The 13,902-nt window shown below is 33.6% G+C and carries 11 protein-coding genes and 3 pseudogenes; 9 read left to right on the plus strand and 5 right to left on the minus strand.

What is annotated here, in order from left to right:
- Window positions 1-328: 328 nt before the first annotated feature.
- From OOK90_RS01870 to wmk (OOK90_RS01895), 6 genes and pseudogenes are all read left to right on the plus strand, one after another.
- Window positions 329-538, plus strand: a pseudogene (locus OOK90_RS01870) (DNA mismatch repair endonuclease MutL); the annotation flags it as partial.
- Between the two features lie 93 nt (window positions 539-631).
- Complete coding sequence (gene wmk / locus OOK90_RS01875; protein WP_209473039.1) at window positions 632-1,558, plus strand: WO male-killing family protein Wmk; 927 nt, start codon at window positions 632-634, stop codon at window positions 1,556-1,558.
- A 166-nt stretch (window positions 1,559-1,724) separates the two neighbouring features.
- On the plus strand, window positions 1,725-2,408 hold the full coding sequence (locus tag OOK90_RS01880; RefSeq protein WP_209473037.1) for a JAB domain-containing protein: 684 nt from the start codon (window positions 1,725-1,727) through the stop codon (window positions 2,406-2,408).
- Window positions 2,409-2,639: 231 nt separating this feature from the next.
- A complete protein-coding gene (locus OOK90_RS01885; protein ID WP_209473035.1) occupies window positions 2,640-3,806 on the plus strand; it encodes a hypothetical protein in 1,167 nt (388 codons plus the stop codon).
- A 145-nt stretch (window positions 3,807-3,951) separates the two neighbouring features.
- On the plus strand, window positions 3,952-4,863 hold the full coding sequence (gene wmk / locus OOK90_RS01890; RefSeq protein ID WP_264706042.1) for a WO male-killing family protein Wmk: 912 nt from the start codon (window positions 3,952-3,954) through the stop codon (window positions 4,861-4,863).
- A gap of 7 nt (window positions 4,864-4,870) precedes the next feature.
- Complete coding sequence (gene wmk, locus OOK90_RS01895) at window positions 4,871-5,887, plus strand: WO male-killing family protein Wmk (RefSeq protein ID WP_264706043.1); 1,017 nt, start codon at window positions 4,871-4,873, stop codon at window positions 5,885-5,887.
- Between the two features lie 113 nt (window positions 5,888-6,000).
- On the opposite strand, the gene OOK90_RS01900 is transcribed toward wmk (OOK90_RS01895), so the two are convergent.
- Entirely contained in the window at window positions 6,001-6,465 is a 465-nt protein-coding gene (locus OOK90_RS01900) for a hypothetical protein (RefSeq protein WP_264706044.1), read from the minus strand.
- Between the two features lie 139 nt (window positions 6,466-6,604).
- Window positions 6,605-6,754: a hypothetical protein gene (locus OOK90_RS01905; protein ID WP_405197731.1), complete on the minus strand. Its 150-nt coding sequence runs from the start codon at window positions 6,752-6,754 to the stop codon at window positions 6,605-6,607.
- A gap of 243 nt (window positions 6,755-6,997) precedes the next feature.
- On the opposite strand from OOK90_RS01905, the gene OOK90_RS01910 reads away from it, so the two are divergent.
- Window positions 6,998-7,912, plus strand: coding sequence for a DMT family transporter (locus OOK90_RS01910; protein ID WP_264374127.1), 915 nt, complete (start codon window positions 6,998-7,000; stop codon window positions 7,910-7,912).
- Between the two features lie 64 nt (window positions 7,913-7,976).
- On the plus strand, window positions 7,977-9,290 hold the full coding sequence (locus OOK90_RS01915; protein WP_264706045.1) for a UDP-glucose dehydrogenase family protein: 1,314 nt from the start codon (window positions 7,977-7,979) through the stop codon (window positions 9,288-9,290).
- A gap of 10 nt (window positions 9,291-9,300) precedes the next feature.
- On the opposite strand, the gene OOK90_RS01920 is transcribed toward OOK90_RS01915, so the two are convergent.
- From OOK90_RS01920 to OOK90_RS01930, 3 genes and pseudogenes are all read right to left on the minus strand, one after another.
- On the minus strand, window positions 9,301-10,491 hold the full coding sequence (locus OOK90_RS01920; protein WP_264706046.1) for an MFS transporter: 1,191 nt from the start codon (window positions 10,489-10,491) through the stop codon (window positions 9,301-9,303).
- 112 nt (window positions 10,492-10,603) lie between these two features.
- On the minus strand, window positions 10,604-11,647 hold the full coding sequence (locus tag OOK90_RS01925) for a threonine aldolase family protein (protein WP_174516730.1): 1,044 nt from the start codon (window positions 11,645-11,647) through the stop codon (window positions 10,604-10,606).
- A pseudogene (locus OOK90_RS01930) lies at window positions 11,644-12,243 on the minus strand (threonine aldolase family protein); the annotation flags it as partial. The gene OOK90_RS01925 and the pseudogene OOK90_RS01930, both read right to left, overlap by 4 nt.
- Window positions 12,244-12,505: 262 nt before the next feature.
- Here OOK90_RS01930 and OOK90_RS01935 point away from each other — a divergent pair.
- Window positions 12,506-13,852 (plus strand): annotated as a pseudogene (locus OOK90_RS01935) (IS110 family RNA-guided transposase).
- Window positions 13,853-13,902 lie beyond the last annotated feature (50 nt).

Here is a 13,902-nt window from a genome sequence, read left to right on the forward strand (position 1 = left end):
ATAAAAAAACGGCTGTCAGAGATCATCTTAGAATAGCATCCTCTACTTTAGACGTCCTTTTGTACATCTTTTATCAACCCTGCTGTAAAGCACCTTATAAGCCCAGGAGATGGATGTCATAAATTTGGAGCTGTAGGAGACATCAAAGATACGCTTTTTGGTGTGGGAGCCTAATAAAAATACGAGCGTAAAAACTCAAATACGATTTACCTAACATCGTGAGAACAGGTTTCCCACACCTTTACATGATAAAGATCTTGAAACTTAATGTCAACATTTCAGTAGCAAATTTTATGTTAAATCTATATCCTGTTAGCATGGACAAAAAGAAGATACATTGCCAGTAGAAGATAAAGTGAACAAAATATTGGCAACTATCGCTTGTCATGGATCAATTAGAGCAGGCAGGAAAATGAGGTTAGAAGAAATGAATGAGTTGCTAAGGCAAATGGAAGAAACGCCACATTCTGACCATGGAAGGCCAACTTATATAGAAATGAAACTGAGTGATATAGAGAAATTGTTTGAAAGAAGATAGATTAAGCTTGTTGAAATGATCTTTATTGAGATAGTTCTTCTGGTTATTAAGGAGTCAGTATAGAATATAAATATTTGTTTTTATAGATAAAGAGTGACTGCTGATAACCCTAATTTTTTAGACTACAAAGTAGGACAGAAAGTAAGAAGTTGTAGGCTAACGAAGAGATATACTCAAAAGGATTTAGCGGAGAAAATCGGGGTAAAATACTGGGTAATACTCCATTACGAAAAAGGAAAGCGTAAAATTTCAATCAGAAGGTTATATAGCATCGCAGAAGCACTATCAGTTAGCATTATAGATCTTATTCCTGAACACACAATATCAAATGAAGAAAGTTATCTCGAGAATGAGGGGAAAGAGATATTAGATCTAGTAGAAAAGTATGAGAAAATTGAGAATCAAGAATTACGTAATGTAGTTTATTCATTAATTACATCTGCACAAGCTAGCAAGGAAAATAGTAGAAAAGTGGCAAGAATAGAGGTGGCAAAGAATCTAATTAAAGCAGGAGTTTCTGTTGAAATAATTTTCCAAGCAACGGGCTTATCAACTGAAGAATATAGTAATGTAGAAGAAAAAACTGATTCTGCAGACTATAGGATGGGACAAAGGATAAAAAAGCTAAGGATAATGCGAAAATACACTCAGGAAGACTTGGCAAAAAAAATTAGTACAACGCGTCAAAAAATAAGCGACTATGAACAAGGAAATATTGCTGTTCCACTTGAAAAGTTATATGAAATAGCAAAGGCGTTATCAGTCAGCATTAAAGATCTACTTACAAGGCAACATAGTGAAGCAAGCAGTGGTTTAATAGAGAAATACAGGGAAATTGAGGATCAAGAGTTACGCAACGGATTTTATGTACTAATCAAATCTTTATCTGAAGGTATGGAGATTATCGAAGGAAAGGTCAAGAAGGCGGAAAAAGCCGAAATTGCAAAGAATCTACGTAGATTAGGAATTTCTATCGATATTGTTTTACGAACAACTGGGGCAACTGAGCTACTTTTTTAAAAACACAACTTAAGAAATATCTTCTGCATTTTACATAAAAAATAAACAAAAAAAAATTGAAAAATTGATTTGACTTCGCCCGAAACCTATGGCTTTATGCCAATACTACCAAGAAAACAGTAGTAAATAATTAAAAAAAATTAGTAGCTAATAGGAGGTATATCTTATGAATAATAATAAAAGTAAAGATAAAAATGAATTTAGAGAAGAAATAGAGAGAATACGACAAAGCGGGGGAGGAAAGGCTTTACTTAATCATGAAATAGTAGCAATATTTCTAAGTGTAGTGCATGGTAAGACCCAAGCCCAAGCTATTGCTAGAAGGTTAACAGACAAGTATTCTGGAATAAGTAAGATCTTCAGCCAAGAGATGGATGATCTGAAAATGGTAGAAGGGGTGACTGATGATACAACAGCGATAATTTCGTGTGTTAAGGAAACTTTAGAGAGGGCACCAACCGAAGAGTTCAAGGAAGAACCGGTAATAGACGATTGGGAAAAGCTCGCAAAATATTTAAGTACGAGTATTGGTTACTCAGAAAGAGAAAATCTCAAAGTAATGTATTTGAATAAAGGGTATCGTTTAGTAGGAAAAGAGACTTATACTGGTACAGTTGATCATATACCTTTTTATATAACAGAAATAACAAGAAAAGCAGTACTTGCAAGAGCAACATCAATTATAATATCTCATAACCAACCTGGCGGAACTGTAAAGCCATCAGAACGTGATAAAGCTATGACTAAAAACTTAGCTTCAGCTTGTGCAACCATAGGTATAAAGTTAGCAGATCACATTATTGTTGCAGGCAACAACTATTTTAGTTTCAAGGAAAAAGGATTGTTATGACTGTGCTCGAACTTTTCTTTTCAAGTTTTAAGCAGTAATTTGAACCTAAAAAGCTTTTCTGATCCAAAATTGTATTTATGTTTTTTATTTTTGTTGAAATATAAATATATAAAAGTATTTGCAAATCACGGATTTATGTTTTATAATTCCTGGAAAAGAGCATATTGGGTTAATAATAAAGTAACAAATTGCGCTGTAGACTTAGATAATATGTTTAATATAGGAGGCTATATGACTAATAAAAAAATTACAGTAGTTGGTAATACTCGTAAGTTCAACATTGATCTTAGCAAATTACCGGACGAAATATTAAGTGATCTTGAAGGCATAAGTTGTACTGATATACAACAGTCTAACTTTGTGAGCAAAATTAATAAGGCTAAGAAGCCTGGAGGAGCGATGCCTTCCCCTAGAGATCTCGTAATCAACTTTGAGAAAGGACTTGATCGTATTTATGGCACAAAACCTTTGGGTGATCAAGCAAATCCATTTGTCTTATTGCAAAAAATAAAGCCAAGTGCAAGCGAAAATAAAAAGTTGAGCTGGTTTAAAAGTGCAGTGGTAAAAGCAGGCAGCCCAAAAGAGATGCATAAGGTTGTGGATCAAGCTCTATCTGCTGGCATAAGAATAAATGCATGTCATGAAGGAGAATGGAGCTTTGCTGAGTATGTAATACTGGGTATGCATTTTCACAAGTTCAAAAAAGGTGATCAGAAAAAGATAATGAGTAAATTAATACTGAGAGGAGCAGAGTTTCATGACAATCTGTTGCAGAATAAACTGGTAGATGAAATTTATAAAGAACTTCAACCAGAGGTTCAGCCACAGATAGATAAGCAACTTGGGGAACAGAGAAAAATTGGTGAAAATGCTGTTCGAGAAGGAAACGTAATAGGTGTAGAGATAGACAACAAAACATGTATTACGGAATTTTCTGAGGGTAGCACAGTAGAGGTGGCAAAAGTACTAGAGGGCTTAAACAGAAGTAGTATCATAAAAATGGGCGATAGCACAATAGAAGTCGAAAGCGAGAAAGGAGGTAAAAGAGACTATATAGGTGTGTCAGGCACCTTTGAGATAACATTTCCTACAAGCATTGGTGGGCTAGGAGTTGTAGTATACCACGATGCAAAAAATTACGGTCAAGTACAAGTGAGAGTAGCAGATAGGGAAATGTGGGATGAGCTACAAAGAAGAGGAGAAGTAGTAGGGAAAGATTGCCTCTTTGGTGGAATGACAGTTGAAGAGGCGGTAAAGAGAGGAAATTTCCCGGGGCGTGGCATCTTGGGTGAAAATAAGGACATAGAAGAAAGAGAGGCAGTTAGTGAAGCATTGTCTTCGTCTTTATGGACAGATAGGATACATGGAGGTAGTCAGGAAACCTTTAGGGCACGTTAGACCAATTGGAGGGTTTTTCTCTCCACCTATTCGTAAAATTGTGGTGTAAATTTTCAACTAAGTTGAAGTAGACAACTTTTAAATTCACAGCAAAGTTGAGCTATAACAAAAAATCCTGTAATAGTATATTTTTTTGTGAAGGAAAGTGACCACCCCCTTAGATTACGAAGTAGGACAAAAAGTAAGAAGTTGTAGGTTAGCCAAGGAGTATACTCAGAAAGATTTAGCGGAAAAAATCGGTGTAAGATACTGGGTAATACTCCATTACGAAAAAGGAAAGCGTAAAATTTCAATCAAAAGGTTATATAGCATCGCAGAGGCGTTATCAGTTAGCATTATGGATCTTATTCCTGAACATACAATATCAAATGAAGAAAGTTATCTTGAGAATGAGGGGAAAGAGATATTAGATTTAATAGAAAGGTATGAAAAAATTGAGAATCAAGAATTACGTAATGTAGTTTATTCGTTGATCAAATCTGCACAAGCTAGCAAGGAAAATAGTAGAAAAGTGGCAAGAATAGAAGTAGCAAAAAATCTAGTTAAAGCAGGAGTTTCTGTTGAAATAATTTTCCAAGCAACGGGCTTACCGACTGAAGAATATAGTAATGCAGAGGAAAAAACTACTTCTGTAGACTACAGGATGGGACAAAGGATAAAAAAACTAAGGCTGATGAGAAAATATACTCAAGAGGATTTAGCAAATAAAATTGGTGTAACACCCCAGAAAATATATGACTATGAACAAGGACATATAACTGTCCCACTTGAAAGATTATACAAGATAGCAGAGGCATTATCAGTTAACATTGCAGTTTTACTGTTAGGGCAAATAGAAGAAGTTGTGGCAAAAGATGAACTGAACGGTTTAATAAAGGAATACAAGGAAATTGAGGATCAAGAGTTACGCAACGGATTTTATGTACTGATCAAATCTTTATCTGAAGGTATGCAGATTATCGAAGAAAATGTTAAAAAGACAGAAAAAATCGAAATTGCAAAGAATCTACTTAGACTAGGCATTTCTATTGACATTGCCTCGCAAGCTACTATATGAGAGATTTATGGTGAAAAAAGTAGGAGGTATGTTTGTTTCTATAAGAAAACCGACTATTAAAGGCTACTATAACCCAGAGTATATAGACTCTATTGATTATAAAGTAGGGCAAGAAGTGGAAATTTGTAGGTTAATACAAAGATATACTCAGATAGACTTAGCAGATGAAATCGGTGTAACATATCAGGAAATACACAAATATGAACAAGGGTACAATCCTATCTCAATTGAAACATTATATAAAATAGCGAAAGCATTATCAGTTAATACTGCAGATCTACTTCCTGAACCAAAAGTACTAAATGAAGATTGTTATTTTGAAGGTGAGGCAGAAAAAATATTAAGCCTGGTGAGAATGTATGAAAAAATTGAGAATCAGGAATTACGCAAGGCAATCTACTCATTGGTTGAATTTGCCAAGGGTTACAAAGAAAGCAGCAGAAAAGAAGCAATAGAGGAAGTATCAGATAATCTAGTTAAAGAGGACATATCTATTAGTATTATCTTGCAAGCAACAGGCTTATCTACTTGCAAATATGATAATACAGAGAAGGAAGTCCGTATAGATTCTATAGACTATAAAGTAGGACAGAGAATAGAAATTCTACAGTTAATACGTGGATACACTCAAGAAGATTTAGCAAATAAAATTGGTGTAACACCTCAGGAAGTACACGGCTATGAGCGAGGGTACATTGCCATTCCACTTGACATATTATATGAAATAGCAAAGGCATTATCAGTGAAAGTAAGGGTTTTACTGCCTGAAATAAAAAAAGATGAGAGTAATGAAGTAGAAATAAGTGGACACAACAAGACTGAAAATCAAGAATCATGGAGTAGATTGAGCGCATTAGTTGAAACTCTGTCTAAAAGTATGAAGGTTGTTAAGAAAAAGGTTAAAAAAGCAGAGAAAATCAAGATTGCAAAAGATCTAGTTAAGGCAGGTGTTGCTATTAATATTATCTTGCAAACAACTGGCCTAACTGCTGATGAGTTGGGTGAGTGTCCAAAAATGAAGTAACAAGTATGAAGGCCTTTCTGATATAAACTTGACTTGAATTCTGGATTAAAAACAGGGGTACTCAGAAATAGTATATTAAGATATAAGTAAAAGTAGTTATATACTTAGTAAATCTATTTGCCATCTCTGAAAATTTGCTTAGATTCTTCTTTCGCTTGTTCAACAGATACCTCTTCTAGCTTTTTTGGCTCAGCTTCGGATTTTGCCGCTAATTTACGTTGTTTAATAAATTTCTTTAGTGTCTTGACTGCGATAAAGTTAATACTGAAAACACATGCAGAAGTTATGGCTAAGGATGGAAGAGGAGCTAGACTGAATGTTGGTAAAATTGCCACAATTGTAGCAGATGTTAGTAAAAATGCTAACTTCTTGCTCCCGATTATCTTATTTTTCTTAACCTTTATTGGGTTTAATTTTTTTATTTTCCCTTTTAGCTTTTTGAAGCCTTTTTTGAACACTTTGCCTCTTTTCAGCTCTTTTTCTACGGGTTTTGTTTTTAAGCTTTTTATTTTTTCTTTTATTCCTTTTTTATTTTTTTTGACATTTTCTACTTTAGAGGTCTTCTGTTCTAGTGCCATCAACTTTAGAGGTTGCTCATGTAGCGGTTTTGGCTTATCGTTTGAAATTTTAGCTTCTTGCCCCTTAGTATGTTTTTTGGGCGAAACTATGTTTTTTAAACCTTTCTTTGCTTTATTTCTTTAGTTTGCTTGGCATCGTTTATAGTTCAATATTGCAGAATCTATCTATTACTTCCTGGTGGTCCTCTATCATCGCATTTGCCTCTTGCTGTAAGCACTTGATGTTTTTTGGTGTTATATTATCCATCTCAGCTAATGCTACTTTTAGTTGTGATTGAATGTCTATCATTCTTATCTTATATTACAAAAAAATCAGTCAGTAACTCCCTGCTCAGATAATCTCTATTCTAAATCTATTAAAATTATGCAATTAAAGACATATCTTGTATAATACTTCTAATGCTACTTTTAGCAAAAATTTGTGAATATGGTTAGAACAGTAAGTAGAAGAGAGCCTGTATGCTATCAACCTTTTTTGCAGCGAAGTTATATGAGCACATCATGGAAGTTTGTATATTAAATTAGGAGTTTTGTGGATTACAGACTAAGAGCTTATTTACTTGGAGTTATCTGGTTTATACTTAGTTTATTTAGTAGTGTAGCTAATGATACTATATCAAAATATCTAAGTTTACATCTCCAAAGTTTTGAAGTAATCTTTTTCCGCTTTTTATTTAGCACTATTACCCTTGTACCTTTTATGCTTTACTATGGAAGAGAAGCTTTTAAAACAAGTCAAATATCTATTCAGATAACTAGAGGAGTATTGTTATTTGTTGGAATAACCTTGTGGACCTATGGGTTAGCTATTTTTCCCATAGTAACTGCAACAATTATAAGTTTTTCTATACCATTATTTGTTATACTTCTTGCAATCCCTTTACTAAATGAAAATATAATTTGGCAAAGATGGTCAGTAACTGTTATTGGCTTTGTTGGTATTGCTATTACTACCAAAGCTTATAGTGAAGACTTTAATCCTAAAATTCTTATTTTTATTGTATCTACATTAATCTTTGCTATATTAGACATACTTAATAAGAAACTCGCAATAAAAGAGTCCGTAATAAGTATGTTATTTTATTCAGCTCTAACAACAACTATTTTTTCCACTGTGCCTTTGCTGTTTTATTGGCATTTGCCTTCCTTGTTAGAATTAGTATTACTACTGATTTTGGGAATTAATTCAAATCTAATTCTGTTCTTCACATTAAAAGCTTTTACTCTTGCAGATGCTACTGCACTTGCACCATATAGATACATAGAGCTAATAATTTCTGCAATAGTAACATATGTTATGTTTAATGAGTTGCCTGATAAAAGTGCTTTGTATGGTATTTTAATATTAATACCATCGACTTTGTTTATAGTTTATTCAGAAAGTAAAGTAATTAAGAAAAATAATGTATGCAACGCTAGAGTAAAAATTTATGACTCTAATTGTTAATGATGTTCTTTTTAAATGTTTAAGCAGTTGAGCTACATTAGGATATTTTTAAGGTGATGACAAGATGTATATAACCATTATAGGAATAGGGTATGTAGGTTTAGTATCTTGTGCAATGTTATCAGAGCAGGGTCATAACGTTGATTGCATTGACATAAATACTAAGAAGATTGAGTTATTGAAATTAGGAAAAATTCCTATATATGAGCCTGGATTAGCAGACTATTTAGAGAATAATATAAAGTTACAAAGGATAAGATTCTTCGATTCGTATTCTCAAATAAATCCCAACACAGAAGTAGTGTTTGTAACTGTAGATACTCCATCAGACTCCTTAGGAAATGCGGATTTAAAGAATGTATATAATTCAATAAGTAAAGTTTCTGAGAGAGTTAATCAAGATTGCTTAATAGTTATAAAATCAACTATTCCTCCTGGTGCTACAAAAAATATATATAATTATTTATCTAATAAGGGCTACAACTTTGATTTGGGAGTTAATCCGGAGTTTCTCAAGCAAGGCTCTGCAGTATCAGATTTTTTATATCCAGATAGAATAATAATAGGAGTAAAAACTAAGCGAGCTAGAGTAAAACTAGAAGCTATATATAGATCATTTACAGATAGGAATATTCCGTTAATAGTCACTGATACAGTTACAGCTGAAATGATTAAATATGCTTCTAATGCCTTTCTAGCAACAAAAATTGCTTTTATCAATGAAATGGCAGGTTTATGTGAGATGTTAGAAGCAGACATCGACCTTTTAGCTAATGGCATGGGGATGGACCATAGAATAGGTAAGGAATTTCTAAAAGCTGGCCCAGGATTTGGAGGATCCTGTTTTCCTAAAGATTTGTCAGCTTTGATAAGGATTGCTGAAGATCATAATGTCAAGCTACAAATTTTAAATTCAGTTAAGGAATCTAACTATAATCATATAACAAACATCGCTAAAAAGGTAGAATATGCTCTAAATGGAGCTCAAAATAAAAAAATAGCGATATGGGGGCTAACTTTTAAACCTGGTACTGATGATGTAAGAAATAGTCCAGCTATAGATGTCGCAAAATTGTTAGTGAATAACAACGCTAAAATTACTCCATATGACCCAGTGGGAATGAATAATGCTAGGCAAGTTCTAAAGGATATAGAGTACGCGGATAACGCTATAGAAGCTGCAAGGGGCGCAGAAGCCTTGTTATTGTTAACGGAGTGGAAGGAATTTAAAAATCAAGATTTTTTAATCTTAAAGGATGTGATGGCTACACCTAATATCTTTGACTTTCGTAACTTGTTAGATAATGAATTGTTACTAGGATATGGTTATAACGTTTACTCCCTGGGTAAAAATCTATCTACAAAGCTTAACTGTTGAGAAATGTTTTCTACACCGCTTTACTTAGTTTTTTAAGGTCTTTGCTTGATAGTATGGAAAAGCAAACGAGTGCAACAACAGAGCAAATGGAAAAAAATGAAAACATAATACTGTTACCAAAGTGCTTAACAAGTACTCCTAAAACCACACATGAAAATATTGAACTTGCAATATACCCAAATAATCCTGTCAAGCTTACAATTGCACATACATTATTTTGTGGAGCAATTTCTACAGCTATAACACCTGTCAGTACTTGCACTCCAAATATAAAAAATCCTGATAAGATTGCGCCAAGGTTCATAAGAATTATGTTTTGACAAAAGTTCATTGCAATAAAAGTGAGTGCTATACCCAACATGTAAAGTAATGCCAGCAAGCTTCTATTTTGAAAGAAATACATATCACTAATTCTTCCTGTGATTAAAGTTCCAAGGATTCCACCTAAATCATATACACCTGTTATTAGTGAGGATTGTACAAGAGAAATTTGTAATTTATCCTTTAAAATTATAGGAAACCAAAAGAAGATTCCCATTTTTATAATATAAGCACAAAAAGTAGCACAACATAGAAACCATATGGAACTTTTCACTTTGATACCTATCTGAGATTTCTGCACCTTATAATAGGTAGTAAAGTTGGCACTTTCTTCGTAATATGCTTTTAATATTATATAAATTCCAAAAAGTAAGCATAAGAGACCAGAGTACAAAAATGCACTTTTTGCATCATATATTTTGATTATACTTGGTAATACAATTAAAGTAATACAAGAACCAAGTTGCTGAGATGCGCTCATAACTCCCCATGATGATGCAATTGAAGAGATACTAGAGTTTGTAACCATAAACTTGGTAATAGCTGGCCAACCTAACCCTTGTGTCCAAGCTAATAATATTAATGTTAACAGTAATAAAGTTAGATTATTATATGATAAAGCTATACCAATGGTTAATAATCCAGTTGCAATATTGCATAGCCCAAACATAAATAATGGATTATTTTTGGAGTCCATGACTATTCCATTAACGAATTTTGATACTCCATAAAAAAAAGAAAAGCAGGCAAAAAAATAGCTTAATTTTATATGGTCAGTATCTATTAACAGTGGTAGAGCAATTGGTATACTCTGCCTTGAGAAGTAAAGTAGCACATATCCAAAAAAGAATAGTAAATATTGAAAGAAAACAAAGTTCACACCTATTCCCCAAACAGTCCCATGCAAATACTAGCATAATACTATGTTGGTATAATATTGTTTTACAAGAAGTTTGCAAACCATTAATGTAGAAAATTGATAACAATCGAAATTACCTATTCAGTATCTTTCTTATAGTAGATATAGTAGTATTAATATCTTCACAGCTTATATCTCTATGTGTTATAACTCTGATTTTACCTCTTATGTTAGCCATCCTAATTCCATAATTTGTCATTAGTATATTTATTAATTCTTGAGCAGATATACAATCAGTACGTAATGAGAAATACGCTATATTAGTTTTGTATAGGTCAATATTGATTATAACTTGATCTATAGAGCTAAGACCTTTTATAAGGTGCTGCATTTTTTTATGATCTTCTATTAAAGAATTCATGTTGTTGTTGAGAGCATATAAACATGCAGCTGAAATAATGCCAGCTTGGTGCATACCTCCGCCAATTTGAAACTTATAGTACCAAGCTTTTTCAATAAACTCTTCACTTCCAGCCAATACTGCACCCATTGGAGCGCCTAATCCCTTACTAAAATCAATAAACACCGAATCAAAATAATTTGCATATTCTTTTGGAGATATTTTAGCATAAGCACAAGCATTGAACAGCCTTGCTCCATCTAAATGAGAGGATACGTCGTTCTTTTTGCAGAGACTTGAGATCTCTTGAATATACTCTAAAGGCCACACAGCTCCACCACCAAAATTCGTTGTTTGTTCGACAGAAACAAGCCCAACTTTTGGAACATTCCTTAAGCTAGGACGAGTAATAAACTCAACGATTTGCTCTCCAGTAAATATTCCTCTTGTTCCTTTAATAGGTAAAGGAGTGGCATGTGCCTGGGCTGCAATTAATCCAGATTGCACTATTAATGGATGCGAAGTTTCATCGAGTAACAAATAATCACCAGGTCTTTGAATGTGCACTTTATAAGCAATTACATTACACATCGTTCCCGAAATCAAAAATATTCCTGCTGGCTTACCTAATATTTTACATGTGGTTTCTATTAATTCGTTTACAGTTGGATCTTCACATGCAGCTTCATTTCCAACTTTTGCTTTAGCCATTACTTCCCTCATTTCAGATGAAGGATTAGTGTTTGAATCGCTAAAGAAATCTATTTTTACCCTCATACTAAATTTAATACAACCTTCTTTATAATTTCAGCAGCATTTATTATGTCTGCTTCCTCTATGCCAAGATGAACAACTGCTCTTATATGAGATTCGAGCCAAGGAAAGAGCAATAAACCATAAGCTTGGCATTTACTCAAAAAAAACTCATTAGTCACATTTAGTTCTTTTATACTAAAGCTTACTATGTTAGTTTCTGGATAAGGTAGTATCAGCTTTACATGTGGAATTTCTTTAATCTTGTCTGCAAACAATTTAGCAAGCTTATTATCTTCTTTAAGCCTAGAGATATTATTCTGTAGTACATATTTTGCTGCATTAGCGCAGTACCCAATTTGATGATAACCACTCCCCAACCAAACCTGTAACTTCTTAGCCTTTTCAATTATCTCTCTTTTACCCATAAGCATTGAACCAAAAGGAGCTCCAAGTCCTTTAGTAAAAGAAAAGCTCATTGTATCTACATATTTAGCATAGTCAGCTAAAGCAACATTTGTTTCAGCATGAGCATTAAATATTCTCGCACCATCTAAATGAAGACTTATATTGTGAGCTTTTAAGAAATTATATAACTCTACTTGTTTCTTAAAAGCCCAGAACAGATAAAATCTGTAAAACCAAAAAGAAACTCCCTCTTTACTTTATGTTCTTTGGGTATAGTGTTATGAAGAAGCGCTTCTGCAGCTATAACCGAAACAATCAATGGTGCTATAAATGCCCGTTTGAAAGCATGGTTTTGGGGGAAATGGTAAAACCATTGATGGAGTTCTTTTTGGGCTACCTCGTTTAGAAGATTGTATAACCTAACCGTCCCAAGCTGAAGTGCTTCTTATCATAATAATATAGGAGGGATTTTATATGGCAGAAGCAAAAAGTAAATTAAAAACAATAAACCTTGATGCAGCAGGGATTGATATTGGCTCGACTGTACATTATGTATGTGTACCTGAAGGAAGAGATGAACAACGTATCCAAAAATTTGGGTGCTTTACAGTAGATCTACACAACTTAGCAAAGTGGTTAAAAAAGTGTCAGGTTAGAACTGTAGCCATGGAGTCAACTGGAGTATATTGGATTCCCTTATTTCAAATATTAGAATCACATAAATTTGAAGTAAAATTAGTAAATGCGCGACATGTCAAAAATGTGCCTGGTAGAAAGTCTGATGTTCAAGATTGTCAATGGCTGCAACAATTGCACAGCTATGGACTGCTTCAAGGATCATTTAGACCGGATAATCAAATGTGTGTACTGCGTAGTTACGTTAGACAACGTGCTAATCTAATTGAAAATGCAGCTAAACATACTCAACGTATGCAAAAAGCGCTAATTCAAATGAATATTCAATTACACAAGGTTATTAGTCATATTACTGGGATAACTGGTATGAAAATCATTGAAGCTATAATTGAAGGCGAAAGAGATCCTGAGAAATTGGCTAAATTCAGGGATGCACGAATAAAAAATGATCAGTCTACTATAGCAAAAGCGTTAGCTGGTGATTATAGAGAGGAACACTTGTTTGTGCTAAAACAAGAATATGCAGCATATACTTTTTTTCAAGAGCAAATAACGGGATGTGATAAAAGTATAGAAAATTACTATAAAACATTTGAAACAAAGTCGAATGAGAACAGGGCATTGAATAAGACACGAAAGAGAAAACAGAAGAATAGTCCAGATTTTGCCGTAGATGAAGATTTATATCGAATAACGGGGATGGATTTTACTAGAGTTCCAGGACTTGATGTATTAAGTATACAGGCTATCATTTCAGAAACAGGTATAAATCACAATAAATGGAGGACAGAAAAGCATTTTTCTTCCTGACTCGGATTAAGTCCTGCTAATAAAATTACAGGAGGGAAAATTATTGGAACAAGAACTCGTAAAGTTGTTAATCGTGCTGCAACTGCCTTGCTACTTGCTGCTCATTGTGTATCAAGAAGCAACACTGCACTTGGTGCATACTGCAGGAGGTTAAAGAAGCGACTAGGGATACCAAAAGCGATCACTGCTACAGCAAGGAAATTAGCATGTATTTTTTATAATATGCTAAAATATGGACAAGAATATGTAGAAAAAGGAATGAACTATTATGAAACACTCTACAAAGAGAGAGTAGTCAAAAATTTGACTAAAAAAGCAAAGGAATTTGGTTATATACTAATGAAAGAGGAGCCGATAGATGAAGAAGGTTCTTAGGAGTTTCTTAGAAGAAGATGGGGAAATATTGAGAATTGGCAAACATTTCA

Source organism: Wolbachia endosymbiont (group A) of Ancistrocerus nigricornis (genome assembly GCF_947250785.1).
GTDB classification, from domain to species: domain Bacteria; phylum Pseudomonadota; class Alphaproteobacteria; order Rickettsiales; family Anaplasmataceae; genus Wolbachia; species Wolbachia pipientis.